At 65.3% G+C, this 25,069-nt stretch carries 23 protein-coding genes and 1 pseudogene; 12 read left to right on the top strand and 12 right to left on the bottom strand.

Going from position 1 to position 25,069, the window contains the following annotated elements; genetic code table 11:
- Window positions 1–37: 37 nt before the first annotated feature.
- Together NED97_RS23345 and NED97_RS08645 are read right to left on the bottom strand one after the other, a co-directional pair.
- Window positions 38–1,318, bottom strand: a pseudogene (locus tag NED97_RS23345) (glycoside hydrolase family 68 protein).
- Window positions 1,319–1,407: 89 nt separating this feature from the next.
- Window positions 1,408–2,559 carry an SPFH domain-containing protein gene (locus NED97_RS08645; RefSeq protein WP_252490297.1) on the bottom strand — a complete coding sequence of 384 codons (1,152 nt, stop codon included), beginning with the start codon at window positions 2,557–2,559 and terminating at the stop codon, window positions 1,408–1,410.
- Window positions 2,560–2,714: 155 nt separating this feature from the next.
- Here NED97_RS08645 and NED97_RS08640 point away from each other — a divergent pair, with 155 nt between their 5' ends.
- Window positions 2,715–3,206 carry a hypothetical protein gene (locus tag NED97_RS08640; RefSeq protein WP_252490296.1) on the top strand — a complete coding sequence of 164 codons (492 nt, stop codon included), beginning with the start codon at window positions 2,715–2,717 and terminating at the stop codon, window positions 3,204–3,206.
- A 66-nt stretch (window positions 3,207–3,272) separates the two neighbouring features.
- Here NED97_RS08640 and NED97_RS08635 read toward each other — a convergent pair whose 3' ends face one another.
- Window positions 3,273–3,932 (bottom strand): FAD-dependent oxidoreductase, encoded by a 660-nt coding sequence (locus tag NED97_RS08635; RefSeq protein ID WP_252490599.1) that lies wholly within the window; start codon window positions 3,930–3,932, stop codon window positions 3,273–3,275.
- Window positions 3,933–4,097: 165 nt separating this feature from the next.
- On the opposite strand from NED97_RS08635, the gene NED97_RS08630 reads away from it, so the two are divergent.
- Together NED97_RS08630 and NED97_RS08625 are read left to right on the top strand one after the other, a co-directional pair.
- Window positions 4,098–5,855 carry a 2-oxoacid:acceptor oxidoreductase subunit alpha gene (locus tag NED97_RS08630; RefSeq protein WP_252490295.1) on the top strand — a complete coding sequence of 586 codons (1,758 nt, stop codon included), beginning with the start codon at window positions 4,098–4,100 and terminating at the stop codon, window positions 5,853–5,855.
- Window positions 5,852–6,718 carry a 2-oxoacid:ferredoxin oxidoreductase subunit beta gene (locus NED97_RS08625; RefSeq protein ID WP_252490294.1) on the top strand — a complete coding sequence of 289 codons (867 nt, stop codon included), beginning with the start codon at window positions 5,852–5,854 and terminating at the stop codon, window positions 6,716–6,718. The genes NED97_RS08630 and NED97_RS08625 overlap by 4 nt, the downstream gene beginning before the upstream one ends.
- 653 nt (window positions 6,719–7,371) lie before the next feature.
- Here NED97_RS08625 and NED97_RS08620 read toward each other — a convergent pair.
- Window positions 7,372–8,037 (bottom strand): DUF6517 family protein, encoded by a 666-nt coding sequence (locus tag NED97_RS08620; protein WP_252490293.1) that lies wholly within the window; start codon window positions 8,035–8,037, stop codon window positions 7,372–7,374.
- A gap of 153 nt (window positions 8,038–8,190) precedes the next feature.
- Between NED97_RS08620 and NED97_RS08615 the strand changes: the two genes are divergently transcribed.
- Window positions 8,191–9,312 carry a pyridoxal phosphate-dependent aminotransferase gene (locus NED97_RS08615; RefSeq protein WP_252490292.1) on the top strand — a complete coding sequence of 374 codons (1,122 nt, stop codon included), beginning with the start codon at window positions 8,191–8,193 and terminating at the stop codon, window positions 9,310–9,312.
- Between the two features lie 82 nt (window positions 9,313–9,394).
- Here the strand turns inward: NED97_RS08615 and NED97_RS08610 are convergent, their stop codons facing one another.
- Window positions 9,395–9,553, bottom strand: coding sequence for a hypothetical protein (locus NED97_RS08610; RefSeq protein WP_252490291.1), 159 nt, complete (start codon window positions 9,551–9,553; stop codon window positions 9,395–9,397).
- 122 nt (window positions 9,554–9,675) lie between these two features.
- Here NED97_RS08610 and NED97_RS08605 point away from each other — a divergent pair, with 122 nt between their 5' ends.
- The 4 genes from NED97_RS08605 (at window position 9,676) to NED97_RS08590 (ending at window position 13,226) form a co-directional block, all read left to right on the top strand.
- Complete coding sequence (locus tag NED97_RS08605) at window positions 9,676–10,641, top strand: NADPH:quinone reductase (RefSeq protein WP_252490290.1); 966 nt, start codon at window positions 9,676–9,678, stop codon at window positions 10,639–10,641.
- Between the two features lie 111 nt (window positions 10,642–10,752).
- Window positions 10,753–11,604, top strand: a complete 852-nt coding sequence (locus tag NED97_RS08600) for a helix-turn-helix transcriptional regulator (protein ID WP_252490289.1) — start codon at window positions 10,753–10,755, stop codon at window positions 11,602–11,604.
- Between the two features lie 289 nt (window positions 11,605–11,893).
- Window positions 11,894–12,442 (top strand): OsmC family protein, encoded by a 549-nt coding sequence (locus NED97_RS08595; protein WP_252490288.1) that lies wholly within the window; start codon window positions 11,894–11,896, stop codon window positions 12,440–12,442.
- A gap of 13 nt (window positions 12,443–12,455) precedes the next feature.
- The gene (locus tag NED97_RS08590) at window positions 12,456–13,226 is read left to right on the top strand and encodes a methyltransferase domain-containing protein (protein WP_252490287.1); all 771 of its coding nucleotides are present in this window, start codon (window positions 12,456–12,458) and stop codon (window positions 13,224–13,226) included.
- Window positions 13,227–13,251: 25 nt separating this feature from the next.
- Here the strand turns inward: NED97_RS08590 and NED97_RS08585 are convergent, their stop codons facing one another.
- The 3 genes from NED97_RS08585 to NED97_RS08575 form a co-directional block, all read right to left on the bottom strand.
- Complete coding sequence (locus NED97_RS08585; RefSeq protein WP_252490286.1) at window positions 13,252–14,259, bottom strand: TIGR04024 family LLM class F420-dependent oxidoreductase; 1,008 nt, start codon at window positions 14,257–14,259, stop codon at window positions 13,252–13,254.
- Between the two features lie 317 nt (window positions 14,260–14,576).
- Window positions 14,577–16,292, bottom strand: coding sequence for a PQQ-binding-like beta-propeller repeat protein (locus NED97_RS08580; RefSeq protein WP_252490285.1), 1,716 nt, complete (start codon window positions 16,290–16,292; stop codon window positions 14,577–14,579).
- A gap of 263 nt (window positions 16,293–16,555) precedes the next feature.
- Window positions 16,556–16,855, bottom strand: a complete 300-nt coding sequence (locus tag NED97_RS08575) for a hypothetical protein (protein WP_252490284.1) — start codon at window positions 16,853–16,855, stop codon at window positions 16,556–16,558.
- 124 nt (window positions 16,856–16,979) lie between these two features.
- On the opposite strand from NED97_RS08575, the gene NED97_RS08570 reads away from it, so the two are divergent.
- Window positions 16,980–18,413 (top strand): FAD-binding oxidoreductase, encoded by a 1,434-nt coding sequence (locus NED97_RS08570; RefSeq protein WP_252490283.1) that lies wholly within the window; start codon window positions 16,980–16,982, stop codon window positions 18,411–18,413.
- 96 nt (window positions 18,414–18,509) lie between these two features.
- Here NED97_RS08570 and NED97_RS08565 read toward each other — a convergent pair whose 3' ends face one another.
- The gene (locus NED97_RS08565) at window positions 18,510–18,932 is read right to left on the bottom strand and encodes a response regulator (RefSeq protein WP_252490282.1); all 423 of its coding nucleotides are present in this window, start codon (window positions 18,930–18,932) and stop codon (window positions 18,510–18,512) included.
- 259 nt (window positions 18,933–19,191) lie between these two features.
- Window positions 19,192–20,883 (bottom strand): thiamine pyrophosphate-binding protein, encoded by a 1,692-nt coding sequence (locus tag NED97_RS08560; protein WP_252490281.1) that lies wholly within the window; start codon window positions 20,881–20,883, stop codon window positions 19,192–19,194.
- A 258-nt stretch (window positions 20,884–21,141) separates the two neighbouring features.
- On the opposite strand from NED97_RS08560, the gene NED97_RS08555 reads away from it, so the two are divergent.
- Complete coding sequence (locus NED97_RS08555) at window positions 21,142–22,002, top strand: UbiA family prenyltransferase (protein WP_252490280.1); 861 nt, start codon at window positions 21,142–21,144, stop codon at window positions 22,000–22,002.
- A 198-nt stretch (window positions 22,003–22,200) separates the two neighbouring features.
- Entirely contained in the window at window positions 22,201–22,845 is a 645-nt protein-coding gene (locus tag NED97_RS08550; RefSeq protein ID WP_252490279.1) for a LysE family translocator, read from the top strand.
- A gap of 27 nt (window positions 22,846–22,872) precedes the next feature.
- Here the strand turns inward: NED97_RS08550 and NED97_RS08545 are convergent, their stop codons facing one another.
- Window positions 22,873–23,043: a DUF1059 domain-containing protein gene (locus NED97_RS08545; protein ID WP_252490278.1), complete on the bottom strand. Its 171-nt coding sequence runs from the start codon at window positions 23,041–23,043 to the stop codon at window positions 22,873–22,875.
- 245 nt (window positions 23,044–23,288) lie between these two features.
- Entirely contained in the window at window positions 23,289–24,467 is a 1,179-nt protein-coding gene (locus NED97_RS08540) for a redox-regulated ATPase YchF (RefSeq protein ID WP_252490277.1), read from the bottom strand.
- Between the two features lie 161 nt (window positions 24,468–24,628).
- Between NED97_RS08540 and NED97_RS08535 the strand changes: the two genes are divergently transcribed.
- On the top strand, window positions 24,629–25,039 hold the full coding sequence (locus tag NED97_RS08535) for a DUF2267 domain-containing protein (protein ID WP_252490276.1): 411 nt from the start codon (window positions 24,629–24,631) through the stop codon (window positions 25,037–25,039).
- Window positions 25,040–25,069 lie beyond the last annotated feature (30 nt).

Here is a 25,069-nt window from a genome sequence, read left to right as displayed (position 1 = left end):
TTTAGTCATTTGAACGTACGCTGATCGTTCAGCGTCGCTACCGCGAAGAGGGGCGCGCTACAGGGCGCGTACGCGGCCGTTGCTCGTCGGAAATCGATCCGGCGGCCCGAAGACGCCGACGGACGAGGGGCGACGCGGGTCGAATTCCCCGGCGGGTAAATCGACCGATACGCCGGATCGGCGGGAAGTCCTCGTCCGGAAGCGGCAAGCGCCCGTGCTCGAGAACCCCGAGCGCGCGACTTTCGGTACCGTCGACGGTCAGCCGAACCGTGGAGGCCACGTACCGCCGAACCGTCGCTGCTGTTCGTCGAGCGAGAGGTTCGTCACGTCGTCGAGCGAGAGCCCCCGCAGGTCGTAGTAGTTGAAGAAGCTGTTGACGAGGATTTCCTCGCGGTGTGGGTAGGCGAGCCAGGAGTAAGTCTGAAACGGGGCGCTCGGTGGGTTCGTCAGGACGAGTCCGGACTCGTTCAGCGGCACGTACTCGCCTCGCAGCGAATCGGCGACGAATCCGTAGAGCGCGTCGTACCCCTCGAGTCCCTCCGCGGAGGTGTGTTCGTGACTCGAGAGGAACAGGTAGTATCGCCCGTCGCGGACGACGACGTGCGGGCGCTCGAGTTCCTGGTTCGTCCCGGCACCCTCCAGTAGCGGCGACTCGAGTTCCCAGTCGGTCGGATCGCCGGACGGCGAGACGGCGATGCCGACGCTGCCGTTGAAATCGAGGTGTTTCGGTTCGGCGTCGAACCCTCCTCGAGTTCGGGATCTGGAATCGGCGTGTTGGTCTCGAACAGCAGACAGGTCTCGCCGGTCTGGGGATCCTCGAAGAACCACGGGTTGCGGAAGGTGTAGATCATTCCGCGGGACTGGTCTTCTCGCTCGTACACCGTCCCGTCCGGGCACAACAGGATCTCGTGGTCGAACGGGCCCGAGATCGACAGGCCGGTCGTCGCCGGACTGCGTCCGACTGCTCGCGGAGCGTTGCTCCGCGCCGTCCTCGAAGACCGGTCCGCCGCAGGTCCACTCGCGGCCGTCCCGGGAGTAGAAGTGGCGAATCGTCGCCACGTCGTGGCGCTTGCCGGGAAAGAGTTCGCTCGAGGCCGTCAGCGAGAAGACGACTCGGTAGCCGTCGATTTCGGCGATCGTGCCGTCGCGATTCCGGGGGAACCAGGTGTCCCAGATGTGCAGATCGAGGTCGACGTCGTTCTCCGGCGGATAGACGACCGGCGCCATCGTCTCGTCGCTGCGCCCGATCCGCCGCCTGCGATCGCGTCCATCGCGATATCGGACGCTCCCCGGGGTCGAACTGCGACTCGTCTGGCATGCTCTCACATCCGCCGGACGGTGAAAAACGATTCTGGTTTCCGGCCTCGGTGCTCGCCCGGCTCCGTCAGAACTGCTCGAGCGGTTCTCTTAGCGCTCGTCTGACTCCGCCTCACCCGGCATCGCGTCGACTTCGTCGGGATCGCTGACGCTGTCGGGATTCTGGCCCATGTCTTCGCCCTCCTGAATCGCCTTGGCCTCCTGTTCCATCGCCTCGACGTCCATCTCGAGTTCCTCGTCGATCTCGCCGAGGATCTCGCTGATGTCGTCGAGGCCGATCAGTTCGCGGGTCTCGTCGTCGAACTCGAGACTCTCGAGTTTCGCACCGTCCTGTTCGACGTCGCTGCCGGAGAGGTGTTTGCCGTAGCGGCCGACCATCGAGGTGAGTTCCTGGGGCATGACGAACGTCGTCGACTCGCTTCCCCCGATCTCGGCGAGGGTTTCCATCCCCTTGTCGATCACGGCCCGTTCGCCCATCGACTCGGCGGAGCGAGCGCGCAGGACGGTCGAGATCGAGTCACCCTGGGCCTCGAGGATCTGGCTCTGCTTTTCACCCTGGGCGCGGATGATGTTCGACTGCTTGTCACCCTCCGCTTTCTCGACGGCGCTGCGGCGTTCACCCTGGGCCTCGAGGATCATCGCGCGGCGCTTCCGTTCGGCGGAGGTCTGTTGCTCCATCGCCCCCTTGACGTCGCGCGAGGGCGTGACCTCGCGGACCTCGACGCTCTCGACGCGGATCCCCCACTCGTCGGTGGGTTCGTCGAGTTCGGTGCGAATCCGCTCGTTGATCATCTCGCGCCGGCTGAGCGTGTCGTCGAGTTCCATGTCACCCAGCACGGCTCGCAGCGTCGTCTGGGCGAGGTTCGAGACGGCGTTCTTGTAGTCGTCGACCTCGAGGAACGCTCGTTTCGCGTCCATAACGCGGATGTAGACGACGGCGTCGGCGGTCACGGGCGAGTTGTCCCGCGTGATCGCCTCCTGGGTCGGCACGTCGATCGTCTGGGTTCGCATGTCGAACGTGTAGACCCGCGAGACGAACGGCGGCACGATGTTCAGCCCCGGCTGGAGCAGTTTGCGATACTCCCCGAAGACGGTCAGCGCACCCCTGTTGTAGGCGTCGACGATCTCGACCATCTGCCAGACGGTGATGGCCGCGACCGCGAGCACGAGCAGTCCGACGAGCAGCGTCGGCTCGGCGAGCACCTCCTCGAGTTGCAGGAGCGTGGGTTCGAGCGCGCTCATTGTTTGTTTCAGGGACTCCGGCCGAATAACTCTTCGTTCAGTCGTGCGTGAACGAGACTCACACTCGTGGATCGAGTAGGGAACGGTCCGTACCTATCCGCGCTACTACCGATCCCGGGAACGTATTTTGTGACTCGATAACGGAGGTCCTATTCATGGCACAACGAGGGATCTCCGGAACACCCGCCGCCCTCTCGAGGCGGACCCTTCTGGGTATCGCGACTGCCGTCGGCGGCGGAACGATCGCGGGCTGTCTGGACGATACGACCGGGAACGGGGACGGTGATGACGGGGGAGCCGGCGACGCGGACGATCCGAGCGGCGACAGCGAGGAGGTGAGGGGGCTCGCCGCGGAGATGGTCGAGGCTATCGACGACGACCTCTCGGTCGCGAACTGGGAATTAAACGGGATGTTCGTCCCGGAGTACACCGACAGCGGCGGAGTAGACGCCGACGTCCCGATCCTCGGGACCGCCTACGCCGAGATCGTCGGTCGGGGGTTCGATCGTCGCGCGATGCCGACCGCTCTCGACGACGAAAACGTGGATTTCATGGTCTTTCTCGAACCCGAATGGGCCAACGCGTACCTCGACGGCGACTGGTCGGAGGAGGAGTACTACGCGGAGATCGAAGACTCCGAGCACTGACGCTCGGTGCGGGCATAGCGGCCCGTCATCGATCGAACCGCCGCTCCCGAGCGCGAAAGCGACCTCTTACCCGAAGTTCTCGATCAGCGCCTCGTCGGAGTCGCCACCCGCCTCGTCGATCGTCTCCGCGACGAACGTGACGAAGTCGTGGAAGCCGAAGGCGTAGCACTGTCCGTCCTCGAGGTGCGCCCCGATCGCGTCGCCCAGTTCGTCCTCGTCGTCCTCGTCGACGAAGACGACCGTCACGCCCTCGTCCTCGAGATTCTCGAGTCGGTTGACGTGGGCCGGTTCGTCGGCCTGGTAGACGACGGTCGCGTCGTGGCCCGCCTCGTACGCCGCTTCGGCGATCGAGACCGCGGGGCCGATACCCGGACCGCCCGCGACCGCGACGACGTCCCGATCGCGTTCGTAGGTGATCTCGCCGAAGGGGCCCTCGACGTGGACGGTCTCGCCGCTCTCGAGGTCCGCGAGCCACGGCGAGAGATCGCCGTCGGGGTCGATCCCGACCGTGATCTCGAAGGTCTCCTCGACCGACGAGGAAGAAAGCGTGTAGTGGCGCGCGACGACGTCGTCCTCGTCGGCGGCCTCGTCCTCGCCCGGCACGGCCCGGAGCAGCACGAACTGTCCCGGAAGCGCGTCGAATCCGTCGGGCGTTTCGAGTTCGAGCGCGACGGTGTTCGGTCCGACCTCGCGTACCGATTCGACGGCAACTGGCGTTCCCTCGATGTCGACCATGTCGAACCAGTCCAGCGGCGGCGTGAAAAGCGGTTCCGTTCACCTCGGCGAGGGGCGGACGACCGGGGCGAGTAACGATATACTCGGGGGCGAGTCAGTAGTTCGATGGGGGTTTCAGAAGCCTTTTCATTTACTGGGAGCAAGGTTCTGCATAACATGGCTGAGGACCTCAACTGGGCGATCGGGGGCGAGGCTGGCGACGGCATCGACTCCACCGGTAAGATCTTCGCTCAGGCACTCTCGCGTGCTGGACGACACGTATTCACCTCGAAAGACTTCGCGTCGCGGATCCGCGGCGGATACACAGCCTACAAGATCCGGACGTCCGTCGACGAGGTCCAGAGCGTCGTCGATCGACTGGACATCCTCGTCGCACTGACCCAGCGAACGATCGACGAGAACCTGGACGAACTCCACGAGGGGAGCGCCGTCATCTACGACGGCGAGCGCTCCTGGGACGCCGACGTTCCCGAGGACGTCACGGGCGTCGACGTTCCGCTGAAGTCGATCGCCGAGGACGCCGGCGGTTCGATCATGCGCAACGTCGTCGCGCTCGGTGCCGCCTGCGAGATCACGGGCTTCGACGTCGAGTACCTCGACGAATCGCTCGAGAAGCGCTTCGGCGGGAAGGGAACGCAGATCGTCGAGAACAACAAGGAAGCCGCTCGCCTGGGACAGGAGTACGTCCGGGAGAACTACGATCTCGACGACCTCGGCTACGACCTCGAGACGACCGACAACGATTACGTCCTGCTCAACGGCGACGAGGCGATCGGGATGGGTGCGATCGCCGCCGGCTGTCGCTTCTACGCCGGCTATCCGATCACGCCGGCGACGGACGTGATGACGTATCTGACGGGTCGAATCGAGGAGTTCGGCGGGCACGTCGTCCAGGCCGAGGACGAACTGGCCGCGATCAACATGGCGCTCGGCGCCGCACGCGGCGGTGCGCGCTCGATGACGGCGACCTCGGGCCCCGGTATCGACCTCATGACCGAGACCTTCGGACTGGTCGCGACCAGCGAGACGCCGCTGGTCATCGTCGACGTCATGCGCTCGGGTCCCTCGACCGGGATGCCGACGAAACAGGAGCAGGGCGACCTCAACATGACGCTGTACGGCGGCCACGGCGAGATCCCGCGGTTCGTCGTCGCCCCGACGACCATCTCGGAGTGTTTCTGGAAGACCGTCGAGGCGTTCAACTTCGCCGAGCAGTACCAGACCCCGGTCTACGTCGTCGCCGACCTCGCGCTCGCGGTGACCGAACAGACGTTCCCGCCGGAGGCGTTCGACATGGACGAGGTCGAGATCGACCGCGGCAAACTCGTCGACGAAGAGGAGGTCGACGAGTGGCTCGACGCCCAGGGTCGGTTCCGCGCCCACGCCGTCACCGAGGACGGCGTCAGTCCGCGTGCAGTCCCCGGCACGACCGACGGCGCCCACATGAGCACGGGTCTCGAGCACGACGAACTCGGTCGGCGGACCGAGGAACAGAACGAACGCGTTCAGCAGGTCGACAAGCGAAACCGAAAGGTCGAGACGGCCAAGAACGAGGAAGACTGGGACTACCGCGAGTTCGGGAACTCCGACGCGGACAACCTCGTCATCTCGTGGGGGTCGAACGAGGGCGCGCTCGTCGAAGCACTCGACTACCTCGAGGACGAAGGAATCGACGTGCGCGTGATCTCGGTGCCGTACATCTTCCCGCGACCGGATCTGAGCGAGGAGATCGAGGCCGCCGACGACGTGATCGTCGCCGAGTGTAACGCGACCGGGCAGTTCGCCGACCTCATCGAACACGACGTGCTTACCCGCGTGAAGCGCATTAACAAGTACACCGGCGTCCGCTTCAAGGCGGACGAACTCGCAGAAGAGATCACCGACAAACTCTCCGAGGAGGTACCAGCACAATGAGCTCCGACGTTCGATTCACAGACTTCAAATCCGACAAGCAGCCGACGTGGTGTCCCGGATGCGGCGACTTCGGGACGATGAACGGTATGATGAAAGCCCTCGCCGAGACCGGCAACGATCCCGACAACACCTTCGTGGTGGCCGGGATCGGCTGTTCCGGCAAGATCGGGACCTACATGCACAGCTACGCCCTTCACGGGGTTCACGGCCGTGCGCTCCCGGTCGGGACCGGCGTCAAGATGGCCCGCCCCGACATCGAGGTCATGGTCGCCGGCGGCGACGGTGACGGCTACTCGATCGGTGCCGGTCACTTCGTCCACGCCGTCCGCCGGAACGTCGACATGTCCTACGTCGTCATGGACAACCGGATCTACGGCCTGACGAAGGGACAGGCCTCGCCGACCTCGCGCTCGGACTTCGAGACCGCGACGACGCCCGAAGGACCGAAGCAGCCGCCGGTCAACCCGCTCGCGCTCGCGCTCGCTTCCGGCGCCACCTTCATCGCGCAGTCGTTCGCCTCGGACGCGCTGCGCCACCAGGAGATCGTCCAGAAAGCGATCGAACACGACGGTTTCGGCTTCGTCAACGTCTTCAGTCCCTGCGTCACGTTCAACGACGTCGACACCTACGACTACTTCCGCGACTCGCTGGTCGACCTGCAGGAGGACGAGGACCACGACGCGAACGACTACGAGGCCGCCAAGAAAGTCATCCTCGACAGCGAGAAGGAGTACCAGGGCGTGATGTATCAGAACGAAAACTCCGTGCCGTACCACGAACAGCACGGCGTCACCGAGGACATGTCCGAGATTCCGGACGGCGCGCCCGAGGACGCGATGGACCTCGTCCGCGAATTCTACTGACGACGGCCGCTCGGTTTCGGTGCGGTTTTTGTCTTCTCGAGACGCAGTACGGATCACGTCGCTTGCAGAGCGACGTTTCTCAAAACACCGAACTTTACAGACCTGAGTATCGGAGGTGTTTTGTAGCGACAGGAGAGAGGACCAGGTAGACGGCACGGTCAGCAGCCACCTTTCGGCACGTGTGGTTTCCACGCGTGCTTCCCGTTGTTGACCTACCCCGTCACTTCTACTACCCACGAGCGACTGCTATTGCGCCCCCGGAAGACACCGAACTGACAACGTCAGGGACGCGCACGTCGGTAACAGTAATTGGTAAGACAGTTTCTTTATTCAGTGTTGGTTCTGAATCTGAACTGGTCGATTCGCTACGTAGAGATGCACAACGAACTTTTTCCGCCTCGGGTTCGCTCGCTGTGCTCGCTCACCCTCGGCGCAAAAACTTCGATGAAAAAGGCCGCCTGCGCGGACTTCGTCCGCTTCGGCGGTGGACTGCTCGCAAAGCGAGCAGATGCTGACCGCGCGGTACCTGTATCGCCCGTACGTACCAGACGTTTCACGAGTGTTTCTGAATAAAGAAATCGTGCTACTATCTACTGGTAACGCTCGCGCCAAAACACGTCCGCAGAAGAGCGGTTCGACGCCGCCGTAGTTCCCTATTCGTCGTCGACCGGATGCTCGACAGATTCCATCAACAGTTCGAGGTTCGCCGACTCCTCGGCGAGCAGGTCGGGATGACTCCCGACCAGGACGAGGAGGTCGTCTTCGTGATCGAACGACGTGATCGTGACGTCGACCTCGACGCGCTCGCCCTCGAACTCCGTCTCGCCGACGAAGACGTCCACCTCCCGGCCCGCCTCGAGGATCTCGAGCGAGAACGACTCCTCGTGAGTGACGTCCTTTATCGAGCCGTACGTCCCGTCGACTCGCTCGAGAATCTCTTCGAGGAGTTCCTCGCTCGACATCCCGTCGAGCGGGTTGACGGAGTGGCCGACGGCCTTCATCCCCGGTAACGAAATCGCGGCGAACAGGCTCGCGTCGCGCAGTTCCCCCTCGTGTTCGCGCCGTTTCGTGTAGGTCGAACTCCAGAACGAGCCGCGTACCTGGCGGTCGACGCCGACGCTGATCGTTTGCTCGACCGATCGTTGGTCGGTCTCGTCTACTTCGTAGCCGGTGTCCGCGAGTGCCGCATCCGTCGGGGCGACGCGGCCGGCGTCGAACTCGAGCGGTTCACCGCCGAACACGACGTCCAGACAGCCGGACGTGACCGCGAGCGTACCGGTCGCCCCCGCAGCGAGAAGCGATCGTCGAGAGGTCGTCATCACCACAGTTGTGCCGTAGCGGGCGTATATTTGTTGTGACTCGTTCGGCCGGGTAGAGAACCTCCCACACGGTTCGTTTGCGGCGGCGGGTCCGTAATCGTGCGAAGCGAGCACACATCAAGAGTTATCGGGATCGCCCACAGCCGTTTAGCCATGACGGAGTTTGCAGCCCGGGTCGAGCAGGTGTCGATCAGCGGTATTCGAGAGGTGTTCGAGGCCGCGAGCGAGGACGCGATCAATCTCGGAATCGGGCAGCCGGACTTTCCGACGCCCGAACACGCCCGCCGCGGCGCGATCGAAGCCATCGAGGCCGAGCTAACCGACGCGTACACGTCGAACAAGGGAACCCGATCGCTCCGCGAGGCGATCGCGGACAAGTACGACCGCGACTACGAGATCGACGTCGATCCCGCGGATATCATCGCCACGTCCGGCGGTAGCGAGGCGCTCCACCTGGTACTCGAGGCCCACGTCGATCCCGGCCAGGAGGTCATCTTCCCCGATCCCGGCTTCGTTTCCTACGACGCGCTGACCCGGATCGCCGGCGGAACGCCGAAGCCGGTCGGACTGCGCGAGGACCTCACGCTCGATCCGGCGGCGGTCGAGGAGACCGTCACCGACGAGACGGCAGTATTCGTCGTCAACAGCCCGGCGAATCCGACGGGTGCCGTCCAGAGCGAGGCCGATATGCGCGAGTTCGCCCGCATCGCGGACGAACACGACGTGCTCTGTCTCACCGACGAGGTGTACGAGCACATCGTCTTCGAGGGCGAGCACTACTCGCCGATGCAGTTCGCCGAAACGGACAACGTCGTCGTCGTCAGCGCCTGCTCGAAGACCTACTCGATGACGGGCTGGCGCCTCGGCTGGATCGTCGCCTCGAACCGTCGAATCGAACGGATGCTCCGGGTTCACCAGTACGCCCAGGCCTGCGCCTCCGCCCCAGCACAGTACGCCGCCGAAGCCGCGATAACCGGCCCGCAGGAACCGGTCCGGGAGATGGTCGACGCCTTCGAGGAGCGGCGCGACGTCGTGGTCGACGGCCTCGAGGACGCCGGCCTCGAGGTTCCCACGCCCTCCGGGGCGTTCTACGTCATGCCGAAGGTGCCCGACGGCTGGTGCGATGCGGTCCTCGACCGAGACGTGATCGTCGTCCCCGGCGACGCCTTCGGCGCGAACGGTGAGGGCTACGCCCGCCTCTCCTACGCGACGGGGATGGAGGAACTGAAAGAGGCGCTCGAGATCATCGACGATGCGACGGCCGCGGTCCGGTAATTCCCTCGCCCGTCGCACAGGTGTCCCGGTGCGAAACCGGGAGGCCGGCGACGGGCGAATCGATCCCGAGCGGAACGCAGGCTCAGTCGTTCGACGTTTCGTGCTGCGGTCGGAGCCAGCTCCGAACTCGATCGGAGAACGTGCCGGCGCTCACTCCAGCGACGAACGAGAGGAGACTCGGTAGGACGATCCACAGGAGGTCGGGGTGTTCGGAACCGGTGTGCAGTAGCGTGTCTAACATCGACGACGGCTTCGCCGGTGAGGACTCTTAATCTGTCGATTCGAGGGACTACCCGCCACCGCAAGGGCGACCGACGCGGGATGGCGTACCTTTTTACACCTCGAGACGTGGTGTCGACCGTCATGCGCGCCGTACGACTTTCAGAACACGGTGGACCCGACGTACTGCAGGTCGAAGAGATCGACCGACCCGAACCCGCGGCCGACGAACTGTTGCTCGAGGTCGCCGCCGCCGGTATCAACCCCGTCGACACCTACTTCCGGGACGGCTCGTACTCGCCGGTCGACGTCCCGTTCACGCCGGGCGTCGACTTCGCGGGTACCGTCGCGGAGACGGGATCGGACGTCGAGGACTTTGCCGAGGGCGACCGCGTCTACGGCACCGGAATCGGGAACGGCTCGTTCCAGGGGGCGTACGCCGAGTACGCGACCGTCCCGACCGATCGCGTCGTCCACCTCCCCGACGGCGTCGACGCGACCGAGGCGGGCGCCGCGGGCGTCGTCGGCGTCACCGCCTGGCGCGCGCTGATCGACCACGCCGACCTCGACCCCGCCGAGTACTGCCTCGTCCACGGCGGTTCCGGCGGCGTCGGTCACGTCGCCGTCCAGATCGGCGACGCGGTGAGCGCCCGCGTCGTGACGACCGCGGCCGAAGAGTACCACGAGCGGCTCTCGGAACTCGGCGCCGGGACCGTCCTCGACTACGGCCGCGACGACCTCGCGGACGCCGTGCTCGAGGCGAGCGACGGCGGCGCGGACGCGATCCTCGACCATCGGCTCGACGACTACCTCCAGTTCGACGCCGACGTCGCGGCCCAGGGTGCCCGAGTCGTCGGCATCGGCGAGAACAGCCCCGATCCGGCGTTCACGAACGACGGCGCGGCCCGCTCGAAGGACGTCAGCTACCAGTTCATGAGCATGTTCAACACGCCGGATCTCCGCGTGCCGCTGCGCGGGGTCGCACACCTCATGGATACCGGGCGACTCTCGGTCGACGTCGAGCGGACCTACGACCTCGAGGAGGCCGCTCGGGCCCAGCGCGACGTTATGGGCGAGAGCTTCCTCGGGAAAGTCGTCATCGAGCCCTGACCGGTCGAAACGACGAGTCGGGCGGCCGTGAACCCAGTTTGACCCGGTTTGGTTCGATTTGTGACTGGTTCCGTCTAACGCTATTATCCCTGCGTGCGTAGGAGTGGCATGGTGACGTACCTCGACGAGAGTGACGACCCTGGCGGAACCGACACCCGAGCGACGGAACGATCGAGCGCGGTCGACGACGTCGCGTATCTCACGCGGGCACCGCACCGCGTTACCACACTCGCCGCGCTGGCCGGACGCCCCCGGAGTCGCACGGACCTTCGTGAGTTGACCGGCGTCTCACCGTCGACGATTAGCCGAACGCTTCGCGAGTTCGAAGCCCGACACTGGGTCCGCAGGGACGGCCATCGGTACGAGGCGACGCAGCCGGGCGCGTTCGTCGCGTCCGTGATGGAGGAACTGCTCGGGCGACTCGAAACCGAACGGCAGTTCCGCGACGTCTGGCAGTGGCTACCCCTCGAGGTGCGCGAACTGGGACTCGAGACGATGAGCGACGCGGTCGTGACGGTCGCCGCGGTCGACGACCCGTACCGCCCGGTGAACCGATTCGTGTCGCTGCTGCGGGAGACCGATCGGTTTCGGTTCGTCGGCTTCGACCTGGCCCTGTTCGAGCCCTGTCAGGTCGAACTCTGCCAGCGGATCGTCGACGGGATGCGAACCGAGATCATCGACCCGCCGAACGTTGCCAGCCACATCCGGTCGACGTATCCGGAGCAGTCGGCGGAAACCCTGGAGAGCGGGAATCTCGCGGTCCTGCTCCACGACGACCTGCCGACCTACGGGATCTGTCTCTTCGACGACCGCGTCGGCGTCTGTGGCTACAATCCCGACAGCGGAACGGTACGGGTCCTGATCGACACCGACGTCCCGGCGGTGCGCGAGTGGGCGGAGTCGGTTTACGAATCCTACCGGCGAGAGGCCCGGCCGCTCGCGATCGAAGTGGTGACGAACTGACGGAGCAGTTCCGGGGTGCTCGCGAGGATCGGTAGCTGCTGGCTCGGGGAGAAAGGAAGCCGCAGACGGCTATCGTCCGACGAACGAGCGGCGCCTTGCAGCCGGTGACCGCGAGTCACCGGCTGCAACGGACTCACCGATCGCCCGAATATCACGAGGTACGTACATCGTCCGAACAGCCGTATCACTTCTGACGGAAGGGCGAACCGAACCGCGGCCGACGGCCGGCGATCCGGAGCCGGCGCGGACCGCCTTTCCCGACGACGGAACCAGCTGGGTGAACACTACCATGACAGTCAAAAACGGCGTCGACGTCGAACAGCTCGGTCAGGCGGTCGAAACGATCTCACGGGAACCGGACGCCGGGCGATTCAGATTCCACGCGAAAACCGAGTGGACCGACGCCCTGAAGTGCGCGACGACGATCGACGAGTTCGATCAAGCGGGCGACCGAATCCGAACCGAGACGTTCCGAATCGAGGGCGACGAGCCGGAGGAAATCCTCGGCGAGCGGACCGGACCGAACGCGGCCGAACTGCTGCTCGCCGCGCTCGGGTCGTGTCTGAGCGTCGGCTACGCCGCGAACGCCGCGGCCATGGACATCGATCTCGAGGAGCTTCGGTTCGAACTGGACGGCGACATCGACCTTCGAGGATTCCTCGGAATCTCCGAGGAGGTCCGCCCGGGGTACAGCACGATGACCTGCACGACGTACGTCACGACCGACGCCTCGGACGACCAGGTCATCGAACTCAAGGAACGGGTCGAGAAGACGTCGCCGCTGGTGGACATGATCACGAACGAGGCGCCGCTCGAGACCGACGTGATCGTCACCTGACGAGGACACGCAAATGAGCACTACAGTCAACGAACAGGAACTGGAGAACAGGGTGAAAGAAATCTATCGAGACGTCGCCGACGCGCCGGACGAGGAGTTCCACTTCGAGATGGGGCGCGGACTGGCGGAGCGACTCGGCTACTCGCCGGGAGAACTCGACCAGATCCCGCAGGACGCCGTCGATTCCTTCGCCGGCGTCGGCTATCACGTGGATCTCGCCGACCTCACCGAGGGCGATCGCGTCCTCGATCTCGGCAGCGGCTCCGGAATGGACGTCTTCGTCGCGGCGCTTCGGGTCGGCGACGGCGGCCACGTGACCGGTCTCGACATGACCGACGAACAGCTCGCGAAGTCGCGACGGCTCCGCGACGATGCAGGAGTATCGAACGTCTCCTTCGAGAAAGGGTACATCGAGGAGCTGCCGTTCGAAGATGGGACGTTCGACGTCGTACTGTCGAACGGCGTGATCAACCTCTCCGCGAGGAAGGATCGCGTCTTCGAGGAGGTGAGCCGGGTTCTCGCCCCCGACGGACGGCTGGCGATCTCCGACATCATCAGCGAGCGCCGGCTGCCGGACCGGATCAAGCAGGATGCGGACCTCTGGGCGGCGTGTATCGGCGGCGCCATGCAGATCGACGACTACACCGACGTGATCGAGACCCCCGGCTTTGCGGTCGTCGACCTCAGGGAGAACTCGGGGTACGAGTTCCTCACGGAGCAGGCACAGGGTGCCTGCCAGAGCTACGGCGTGAAGAGCGTCTCCCTACGCGCTCGCAATCGGTGAGACGGCTCGAGCCGCTCCGTCTTTGTTATTTCACGTCCGCAACGGCCGCCATCGTCGCCTCCTTGTCCTCGTCGGTCATCCCGTCGACGAAGCCGACGCGGACGGCGTCGACGCCGTCGATCGCGGCGTACTCCGCGACCCACTCGCGGACCTCCTCGGGAGTGCCCGCGGGAGCCAGTTCGTCTAACACCTCGTCGGGGAGCCGCGCGGCCATCGCGTCGGTGTCCCTGTCCTCCCAGGCGTCCCGGATGTCCGAAACGACGTCGGGGTAACCCTGGTCGGCCACGGAATCGCCGTAGTAGGGACCGTAGGCGCCGAGCATGAACACGACGGTTCCGCGAGCGAGGTCGCGTGCCCGATCGCGGTCCTCGGAGGCGACCCCGCGAACGATCGGGCTCACGCGCAGGTCAGAGAGGTCTTTACCCGCGAGTTCGGCGCCGCGCTCGAGGTCCTCGAGTCGCTCCTCGAGGCCATCTTTCGTGAACAGTTGGGGCGCCCAGCCGTCGCCGAACCGACCCGCCATCTCCGTCGCTTTCGGTCCGAGCGTTCCGAGGTCGATCGGCGGCGGATTTTCGGGGAGTTCCCGCTCGTAATTGAGCCCGGCGACATCGAAGATTTCGCCTTCGTAAGCGGGGTTGCCCTCCTCGTAGACGGCCCGGACGATCTCGATTGCCTCGCGCGTACGCCGCAGCGGGCGGTCGAACGACTGGCCGTGCCAGCGTTCGGTGATCGCGGGCGAACTCGGGCCGAGTCCGAGCCGGAACCGGCCATCCGAAGCGTCGTGCAGCGTCAGCGCCGTCTGGGCGAGCATTGCTGGCGACCGGCCGAACGGCGAGATGACGTCGTTCGAGACGCCGAGCTCGTCCGTCCGGTCGGCGACGAGCGTCAGCACCGGGACGATGTTCCAGCCCGTCGTCTCGCCCATCGAGATGCGGTCGAAGCCCAGTTCCTCCGCGCGGACGGCGCGGTCGGCGACCTCCTGCGGTCGCTCGTAGTCGCCGAGTCGCACCAGCAGGTCCAGTTCCGCGTTCACGCGTCTCCCCTCCGCAAAGGCCGTCGAATCATACGTGGCACCATCGACCGCGTCACTGATTGACTTAACGGATCGAGAGCCGCGATACTCGAGTGGAGACGGCGCCGCGTAGGAGGCGCGTCCCATCTTCACGGGTCTACCGGGAACGTCGTAGTGCGGTTGGACCCCGTGGATCCGTCGGACTCTTCAGAATTGCGGACGGATTTGAATTGTCATCTTTATATAAATATTCGAATGTAACGCCGCGGTTTCTATCAAATATCGAGAGAAGGAGGAAGCCGTGCCGAACAGAAGATCGTCGCAATCAGTGGTGTTCGTTACTTGGCTGATTCGTCGACGGCGGTCGATTCGTCGGCGCCGGCCTTCCGGCGCAGCCACTCGAGGGTGGCCGCGCCGCCGAGAAGACCGGCACCGGTCGTGAAGCCGGGCACACTGTCGTCCTCGTCCGGTTCGGTCGCATCACCATCCGATCCGGTATCGTCGTCCCCGCCGTTCGAACCGTCGCCGTCACCGATGTCGCCGTTTTCGTCGTCTCCGTCGCTGCCGCCGTTCCCGCCGTCAGCGTCGCTATCATCGCTGTCACCGTTTCCGCCGTCGCCGTCGTTGTTCCCGTTTCCGTCTCCGCCACCGTTTCCGTCTTCGCAGTCGCAATCGGAGTCATCGTCGCCGTCTCCGTCGTCCGAGTCGTCTCCGTCGTCTGGTTCGGCGTCGGACGAACGCAGCGCGACGAGTGCCTCGCCGGTCTCGAGGTAGAGCGTGTTCTCGGCGGCGGCGGCGGGTTCGCCGCTGGAGTCGGAGAGCTGTTCGTCGAAGTCGAGGACCCAGCGGTCGCTGCCGTCAGCGATGTCGAACGCGACGAGCGACTTCTTTGGATAGTCGGAGGTGTACGTCGAGTAGTGATCGGCGATCAACGTGTCGCCCACGACGATCGGCGACTGCCACGCGGTAACGTCGCTCTCGACCATCCAGTGGTTCTCGTCTTCGTGATCGCGAACAGAGAGGAGGCCGTTCATATCCCCGTAGGTGTGGACGAATCTCGTTTCCGTACCGGCTTTCACGGACCACTCGAGAAAGTAGCCGCTCCCGTCTTCGGTACTGAGTCTGTAACTGCCTGTTCCACTGGTCAGGTTCGCGTTTACGACCCGTTCGCTCGCGGTGATCGGAGCGGCGGTGTCACCGCCCGCGTACGGGTCGACGAGCGCGACTCCCCACTCCCTGTCGCCGGTCGCCGCGTCGACCGCGCCGAACGCGCAGGAGAACTCGAACGTTTCATCCTCCCAGGCGCTCTCGTCGACCCACGGCGCGCCCTCGAGGGCGGCGTAGACGGTCCCGTTCGCGACGGCGACCGTCTCCGGGCGGAACGGCGTCGGCACCCGCTCGTCGGATTCGGAGTCCGGAGAGTTGGCCCGCACGTCGACCGTCTCCACCGTCCATTGAGTCGAACCGTCCGCGGGCTCGAGCGCGTGGAGCGCGCCGTCGACGACGAGGTAGATCGTCTCGAACGCGATCGTCGGGTCCGCGAGCGACTCGTCGGTCTCGAACTCCCGCTCCCACTCGACCGTCCCGTCCGCGGTGTCGAGCGCCGCGAGGTGACGGTCGCCCGTGACGTAGACCGCGCCATCGAACACCGCCGGAGCGCCGGTCGCGTCGGCGTCCGTCGCCCACTCGAGGTCGCCGTGGGCGGCATCGAGCGCGTGGATCTCGCCGTCCGTCCGGACGTAGACCGTACCGTCGACGACGGCCACTCGGTCGGTCGTGACGGCGGTCTCAACGTCCTCCGCATCCGGCAGTTCGTACCGCCAGGCCTCGGTATCCGGTTTCGGGAACTCGCCCTCAAGCGGTAGATAGCGAGAGTTCGCGGCGTTGCCGCGAGCCGAGGACCATCCCTCCGAGCCGTCGAGCCAGCCCGAACTCGAGGTCGTCTCTCCCGACCCCGTCGATTCCGCGGCCGTCGAGCCGATCGACGCGAGCGCGCCGGTTGTCGAAAGCGCTGCACAGGTTGCCAGTACGGATCGTCGGTCCCACATAGCCATACGAGCGAGCAGGAAAACCAGTTATAATACTATCTGGTCAATAGTATCATGTTTCTATCTGCGAAACTGTTTCAGACTGAACTGCGCCCCGGACTCACGCAGGAGTTTTCGGAACGGCTCAATGCACACCGTCCGAATCCGAACGAATTTCCGCCGTTCAGTTCGCATCTCTGCCCACCAGTTGACTCAAACGTGGCGGGCAGAAATACCGAAGGTACCGTGAGAGAGACACCCTCTGTATTCAGCACGCCGTTCTCCCCATCTCACGTCGATAGAACGTCACGACACAGGTCGCGAGCCGCCCCGAGGTGCGCGGCCGCCTCCTCGTGATCCGGCTCGTCGGCCTCAGAGAGCAGTCGTCGGACCTGATCCACGCGCTCTCGAGCCGTTTCCGGATCGATGTCGTTCCGTGCGGCGTCTCGAGCGACGGCTTCGGCCTCCCCGAGCCAGCGGTTCGTCTTGGGATCGATCGGAAGCTCGGCGGTCGCCTCGAGGTGGTCGCGAAGCGCCTCGAGTTGCACCTCGAGCGAATCGTCGGGGAGGTCCTCCGGCGGATCGGTCACGGTCGATCGAACGGGCTCGAGTACCGTCACCGTTGTCCCGGATCGTGGGCCCCCGAGAATCGCGGGCCCTGCGGCGACCGAGAGCGAGGACAACGTTGATGCCACCGGTGAATGATGTGCACGTATGACACACGACTGCTCGTTTCTCGGGGGACTCCCCCTCGCGGACGACCAGCGCTCGTTCGCCGAGGGGCAGCGCGACAGCCACGCCGCCGACTACGGGGCGGAGCAACGGGGCGGCGAGGTTCGTCCCGACGCGGTGGTCTGGCCCGAGAGCACCGACGACGTCTCGGCGGTCCTCGCGGCGGCGACCGAACGCGGGGTGCCGGTGACGCCCTACGCGGCGGGGACGGGACTCGAGGGTAGCGCGGTCCCGGCCTACGGCGGGATCAGCCTCGATCTCACGCGCATGGACGACATCCGGGAGTACCGACCCGACGACTTCCAGATCGACGTCGGACCGGGAATCGTCGGCTCGGCCGTCGAGGAGCACGTCGCCGCGGACGGCCTCTTCTTCCCGCCGCTTCCCTCCTCGGGCGACATCTCGACGATCGGGGGAATGATCGCGACGGACGCCAGCGGGATGAAGACGGTCAGGTACGGCGAGATCGCCGACTGGGTGCTCGGCCTCGAGGCCGTCCTCGCCGACGGCACCGTCGTGCAGACGGGTTCGCGAGCGATCAAGACCTCGAGCGGCTACAACCTCACCGAGCTGATCGTCGGCAGCGAGGGCACCCTCGCCGTCGTCACCGAGGCGACCCTGGAACTCGCGGGTCGCCCTCAGCAGATCCGCGGCGGGCGGGCGATCTTCGAGACGCTGGACGACGCGACCGCGGCGGTCTCCGACGCCGTGCGGACGGACGTCGACGTGGCGCGGATCGAACTCGTCGACGGGCTGAGCGCGCGGATGGCCAACGCCTACCTGGGGACCGACCTCCCCGACGCGCCGATGGTCTTCCTCGAGTTCCACGCCAACCACGGCGTCGAGGAGGAGATCGATCTCTGCCGAACGATTTTCGAGGAGCACGACATCGCCACCTTCGAGATGAGCGCGGACGACGGCGAGATGGACGATCTCTGGCGGGCCCGCCGGGAACTGGCGTACGCCGTGGCGTCGTACGAGACCGACCTCGAGCCGCTCCACCCCGGCGACGTGACGGTCCCGATCAGTTCGTATCCGGAGATCGTCCGCGAGACCAGGCGCCTCGCGGACGAACGGGACCTGCTGGCCCCCTGCTTCGGCCACGCGGGCGACGGCAACCTCCACTACACGGTCCTCGTCGATCGAAACGACCCGGATCAGGTCGCGCGGGGCGAGGAAGTCTACGCGACCATCGTCGAGCGAGCGCTCGAACTGGGCGGGACGGCGACCGGCGAACACGGAATCGGCCAGGGGAAACGCGAGTACCTCGAGGCCGAACACGGCTCCGGTGCGGTCGAGACCATGCGACGGATCAAGCGCGCGCTCGATCCGACGGGGACGCTGAATCCGGGGAAGATATTCCCGGAGACTGCGGCGGGAGAGCTGGTTCGTGAGCGCACCGAACTCGACGAGTGAACGAGTGACGACTGTCGTATGTGTACCGTGGGTTTCCGGTTTGGCCGCAAAACGGCTGTTACGTGCCGGTGAGGTACATATCGATATTCGTTAGAATCACTCGAGAGGCTGATCGAGAGAGAACTCTTCAACGATCTTGAGGAGGTCGTCGAGATCGAGCGGTTTCAGGATGTACGCATCGGCTCGAGGAGTTTCCGATTTCAGATCGGTCAACTCCGGTTGTATCCCCGTCAGAACGACTACTGGAATCTGTTTCAGGCGTTCGTCATTCTTTAGCTCCGTCAGCACCTCTTTCCCGCTCTTCTTGGGGAAATGCCAGTCGAGAAAGACGATATTCGGGCGAGGTGCGTCAACGTAGTCGCCACGCTGATAGAGGAAGTCTAACGCCTCGACGCCGTCGTCAGCAACGTAGTAAGTACCGTACAATCTCGCTTCCTTGAATATCTCCTTTGTGAGACGAACATCCCCGGGATTATCTTCGATTAAAAGAATTTCTCCCACATACTTTGGTTCACTCACAACGTACTTTTGATTTGTTTGGTTATAAATGTTATTTTAAAACACCTTGAGTCTCATCCTCGTTTATTAATAATCGAGCGCTACCGAACACTCACGAATTGTTCTATCGATAACAATCCCGGGTTAACTGAATTAGACTATTCATAGAACGAAACCAATACAACCGTGAACGGGATGATTCGAAGGCTCTGTGTGCGTCTCCTATAGCGACGGAGCGCCCCGTAGACGGCAACCGCCGAACGTTCTCAGTGGACTCGAGTCAGTCGTGAACCAGCACGTCGAGCACGCCGGTCCCGCCGCGGGCGAGCGCGTCCTCGAGCGCTCCCTCGATCTCGTCGGGCGTCTCGACGAGTTCGCCGCGGGCGCCATGGCTCTCGGCGTTCTTCGGAATGTCGACCGGCGGCTCGAAGTCCATTCCGACGAACTCGTAGTCGTCCTCCTCGCCGCCCATGATTTTGAGCGTGTTGTCCTTCAGGATCCGGTAGTTGCGGTTGTCGGGGACGACGACGGTGAGGTCGAGGTCGTACCGGGCCGCGCTGTAGATCGCGTTCGGGTAGTAGAGGTAGGAGCCGTCGCCGATAAAGCCGATCACGTCCCGCGACTCGTCTCGCTGGCTCTCGGCGACGGCCGCGCCGACCGACGCCGGCAGGCCGTAGCCGAGTCCGCCGCCCTTGTTCGAGATGTACTGCTCGGGGGCGAGATCCCAGCGCGTGAGCATGGCGTACTTCGAGGTCACCCCTTCGTCGACGATGTAAGCGTCGCCGGCGACCCGTTCCATCGCGTCGACGAGCTGGGCCTTCGAGGCCCGCGGGTCGTCGGTCGCCTCGTCCTCGCCCATCGCCGCGATCTTCGCTTCAACCATCTCCCTGACCGCGCCGACGTGCTCGAGGCGCTCCGCGACGACGTCCTCGGAGAGTCGCTCCTGAACCCGTTCGGTAAGTCCCTGCAGGGCGAGTCCCGGGTCGCCGACGACCGCGGCGTCCGCCGGCTGGTTCTTGCCGAGTTGCCAGGCGTCGTCGCCGACGTGGATGCAGGTCGTCTCCGAATCGACCAGCGCCTCCTCGTGGCGGGTCAGCGTCGTGTTCGTCGAACAGCCGACGAACAGCAGCGTGTCGGTATCCATCAGCATCGACGCGAGGTTCTCGTCCGGCGGGATGTAGGAGACCCACTGGGCGTGGTCGGTCGGGTAATCGACCTCGCAGGCGAGGATCTCGCCGTGGACGCGGGCGCCGGACGCCTCCGCGAGTTCGACTGCTGCGGCGACGGCGTCCGCCCCCGAGCGCGCAATCTGATCGCCGACCACCATCGCCGGGTTCTCGGCCTCGGCCAGCAGTTCTGCTGCGCGCTCGAGCTGGGTCGGATCGCCGCTCCCGCCGTTTGGAATCCCGCCGAGTCGCTCGGGTTCGGCGTCGGTCTCCGTGAGCATCACGTCGAGCGGAAGGCCGAGGAAGACCGGCCCTGTCGGCGGCGTCAGCGCGACCCGGAACGCGCGTCGGAGCATCGCCGGCAGCGCCTCGACGTCGAGCACCTCGTCGGACCACTTGCAGAACTGGTCGGCCATCTCGACGAGTTCGCCCGACAGGATCGGCTCCTCGTGGCGGAAGTCGGTGCTGTGGTTACCGGCGGTGACGACGACCGGCGCGCCGGCGATCTTCGCCGCGTAGAGGTTGCCGAGGCCGTGTGCCAGCCCGGGTGCGATGTGGAGGTTCGCGACGCCGACCGGAGTGATCGACTCGTCGTGGTGGGCGTGATACCGCCGCGTCTGGGCGTAGCCGGAGGCCATTCCGACCGCGACGTCCTCGTGGAGGCCGAGGACGTACTCGAGGTCGCTGTGGCTGATCGCGTCGACGACCGGCAGTTCCGTCGTTCCCGGGTTGCCGAAGACGTAGTCGACGCCGTAGGACTCGAGGGCGTCGGTAAAGAGATCGGCGCCGGTGTAGCTGCCTGACATAGGCCACCATGAGTCGTACTTCCACATGAATCTGTGTGTCCCGGCGGGAACGAGGCCGATTCGCTCACCGGTTTTCGGGGAGTTAGGGCGATCCGGGGCAGAAGACGCAGACCGAAACCGAGCGCCAGGAGACCGAACGCCATCCGGTCGGCATCGCGTACCTGCCGCAGTAGCCGCGGTCGCGAGGCGGGTGGCGGGTGCCGGACGATTCGCCCGGTTACCCACGGTATTTTACGTCGGTTCGTGGTCACACGAGCTATGTCCCTCGCGAGACACGGAGGCGGCATCGGGGCGACGCTCCGGGCGTTCTGGTCGCAGGTCCACCCCGTATTCATGCTGCCGCCGCTCGCCGCCTCCCTGTTCGGGGCGGTCCTCGCTCGAGAGGCCGTTCCGGTACTCGCGGCGGTCCACGTCGTCGCGATGTTCGCAGCGGTGTACACGGCCCACCTCAAGGACGGCTACGTCGATTTCTACGTCCGCGGCGAGGACGACGATCACCCGCTGACCGAGCGAGGTTGTCGCGTCGGACTCGCGTTCTCGACCGCGACGTTCGCGCTCTGCTGTCTCGTCCTCTTCGCGCTGGTCGACTGGGTCGCCGTCGCGCTGACCCTGCCGACGTGGCTGATCGCCTACTACCACGCGCCGCAACTGGATATGAACCCCGTGACGGCGACGACCGGCTACCCGCTGGGAATCGCGCTCTCGCTGTTCGGCGGATTCTACGCGCAGGCCGAGACGGTCGCGGCCGTTCCGCTCGGCTTCGCCGTCGTCTTCCTCGTCCTGCTGTCGGGGATCAAGGTGATCGACGACGCCACGGACTACGACTACGACCGGTCGATCCGAAAGCAGACCGTCGCCGTCGCCCTGGGCCCGGATCGCGCCTACACCGTCGCCTACGGACTCATGGTCACGGCGCTGCTCGTCGTCGTCGCCTTCGCGGTCGCGCGGATCTTTCCGCCCACCGCGGTCCTCGCGGCGCTCGCCTTCGCCGCGGTCGCCGTCGTCGCCCGCCGCGCGCCGCCCGACCTGGCGACGATGCTGCTCATCCGCGGCTCGTACGTCTTCCTCGCCGTCCTTGTGGCGGCCGTCTGGTTCGAACCGCTGTCTCGACTGGGTTGAGGATCACCGGGCCTCGAGTCGACCGGCCTCTCCGGAGCGAGCGGATCCCCCCGCGTTTTTATCGACGGACGCGAACGTGGCCGGTAGTGAGACCCCAGCGAACCGTCGGTCGTATCGACACCGAGAGCCGGCCCTCGTTCGGCGTCGCGTCGAATCCACCCGGTCCGAACGCGGGATCCACGGAGGGGTAGTCCGCCGATGCTCGAGGTCGCTCGCTCCGCGCTGATCGAGCCGGCGGTGCTCGCGGTCTACCTCCTGGCAGCGGGGGCGATGATTCTCTCTCCGGGACCGGACACGCTCTACGTGCTCACGAGGAGCATCGGCGACGGTCGCAACGCCGGCGTCGCTTCCGCCGGCGGGATCAGCGTCGGCGTGCTCGTCCACACCGTCGCGGCGGTCGTCGGACTCTCCGCGATCTTTCGGACCTCCGAGCTCGCGTTCGCCGCCGTCTCGTACGTCGGCGCGGCCTACCTCGTCTACCTCGGCGTTCGAACGGCTCGAGACGACGGGCTGTTGATCGACGGGAGCACCGAATCCGCCGCGAACCCGTTCCGAGAGGCCGTGATGGTTAACGTCCTGAACCCCCAGGTGGCGCTGTTCTTCCTCGCGTTCCTTCCGCAGTTCGTCGACCGAAGCGGCCACGTTCCGGTCCAGCTATCGGTCCTCGGCGGAATCTACGCGGTCCTGACGACGGGCTACCTCGCGACGGTCGCGGTCGGCTCGAGCGGCGTGCGACAACTCCTGGTCGCGCGTCCGAGAGTCGCCGCGGGCGTGCGGTGGCTCTCCGGGCTGATCCTCGTCGGACTCGGACTCCGACTGCTGATAAGTAGCGTTCTCGGGTGAGTTCTCGGTCGGAGCGCGAACGGCGGTCTACGATTCGACCTCGCTCATGAGCCCGCGCACGTCCGGATCCGACATTTCGGCGTCGTGCGTCCGTTCGGCGTGTCGTTGGACGAGTTCGACGAGCTCGTCTTCGTTTTCGTCTCGGATGAGGAAGTCACAGTCCATCCCCGCTTCTCGACAGCTGATTTGTTTGACCATTAGAGAGAGTACGCAAGCTAACGAGATAAGCAATGTTACCGCTAATCCGGCAGATACGGACCGAAGCGGGACGGATTCCGTTACCGCTTCGTCCGGGAACGGCGAACCGAAAACGGACTCGCCGCAGCGCATCCGCGTCGCTTCGGGAGGTGCCTCCGGAACTGATAGAGAGAACGCCCGCACTACCGCCGCGTCCGGTTAGAGAGCAGGTGACAGGACCGGATCGAATCTGAGCGGTGCAGTGATCAGTTGGTACTCACGATCTTGATCACGTCACCCTCCTCGAGTTCGTAGGTCTCGCCGATTTCGCGGGAGGATCTGGCGTCGACGGCGTGGAGGTAGCCGTCGCCGATGTCGGAGTGGACGGCGTAGGCGAGGTCGACCGGCGTCGAGCCGTCGGGGAGCAGAAAGGCGTCGGGCAGGACGTTGCCGCTGCCGTCGGACCACTTCGAGGCGTCCTCGACGGGGTAGGCGGTGAGGTGCTCGAGCAGGTCGTAGACCGCGTAGTCGAGCGCCGTCTGCACGCCCGTTCCGTCGTACTCGGCCATCGTTTCGGCGAGTCCCTCGAGGGCCTCGCGCTGGGCGTCGTTCACGTCCTCGCCGATCTCGAGCGTCTCGTCGCCCGGGTCGTAGTCGACGAGACCGTTGTCGGCGGCCCGGCGCAGGGCGAGTTCGCCCTCCGCCGTGGTCGGGATCACGGGTTTGTCGAGGTCGAGCAGGCGTTCGACGTTCTCTTCGGGGGCGATATCGATCTTGTTCGCCGCGACGACGATCGGTTTGGTCCGCTGGCGGATCTCACGGGCCAGCGCCTCGCGGTGGTCGTCGGTCCACTCGCGGGGATCCTCGGGGTAGTCGATCTCCCTGAGGGTCCGCGCGACGTCGGTCGGCGAGGCGCCGAAGCCGGTCAGCATGTCCGCCAGCGCATCGTCGATGTCGAACCCCGGCGACCGGGACTTGCGCTCGATCGACTCCCAGTTGCGGTCGACGATGCCCGCCAGCCAGAGGTCCATCTCCTCCTCGACGAAGTCGATGTCCTCGAGCGGATCGTGCTCGCCGATGTCGACGGGTTCGCCCTTCTCGTTAGTCCCGCCGGAGGCGTCGATGACGTTGACGATCACGTCGGCGTTGGTGAGTTCGTCGAGAAACTGGTTGCCGAGGCCCTTCCCCTCGTGGGCGCCGGGAACGAGTCCGGCGACGTCAAGGAGTTCGATCGGAACGTAGCGCTTGCCGCCCTCGCAGTTGTCGGCGTTGCACCGTTCGTCGCGCTCGAGACAGGGGCAGTCGGTCCGGACGTAGCTCACACCCCGGTTGGCGTCGATAGTGGTGAACGGATAGTTGGCGACGTCCACTTCGGCCATCGTCGCCGCGGTGTAGAACGTAGACTTGCCGGCGTTGGGCTTTCCGGCAAGGGCGATCGAAAGCATGCCTTCCCGTAGCATCGTCCGTTCAAACTGTCTTTCGGTTCGACCATCACGCAGGAGTGGCGGCGACCGGACGCATCGGAGTCGAACGAGTTCTCGGCGACGGGTCTGTCCTTTCAATTTAAGGCTGCAGGCTAATCAGAACGGCTGCTCGACACCCGAGTATGCAGTATGATAACTTCATCGGCGAGGTGCAACACCGCGCGCAGCTCGACTCCCGAGAGGCCGCACTGAGCATCTCCCGTGCGACCCTGACGACGCTCTCCGAGCGCGTCGACCCGGGACAGGCGGAGAACCTGGGATCGCAACTCCCCGGGGAGCTCGCTCGGTTCCTCGAGGACGTCGACGACGTCGAGCGCTTCGAGTTCGACGAGTTCGTCGACCGCGTCGCCGAGCGCGAAGAGATCGGCGAGGACGACGCCGCCGACGCCGCCTTCCACGCACGGGTCGTCCTCGACGTGGTCGAGGGGGCGGTCACCGAGGGCGCACTCGAGGACATCAAGAACCAGCTCCCGACCGACGAGGGGTACGACGACCTGTTCGAGATCGCAGAGAGCGAGGGGAGCCCGGCCTGATCGGCCCGCAGGCCGTCTGCCACTTTTGGC

Origin of the sequence: Natronococcus sp. CG52 (assembly GCF_023913515.1) — an archaeon.
GTDB lineage: Archaea > Halobacteriota > Halobacteria > Halobacteriales > Natrialbaceae > Natronococcus > Natronococcus zhouii.
Note: the sequence above shows the minus strand (reverse complement) of the source record. Positions and strands in the feature narration are given on the sequence as shown.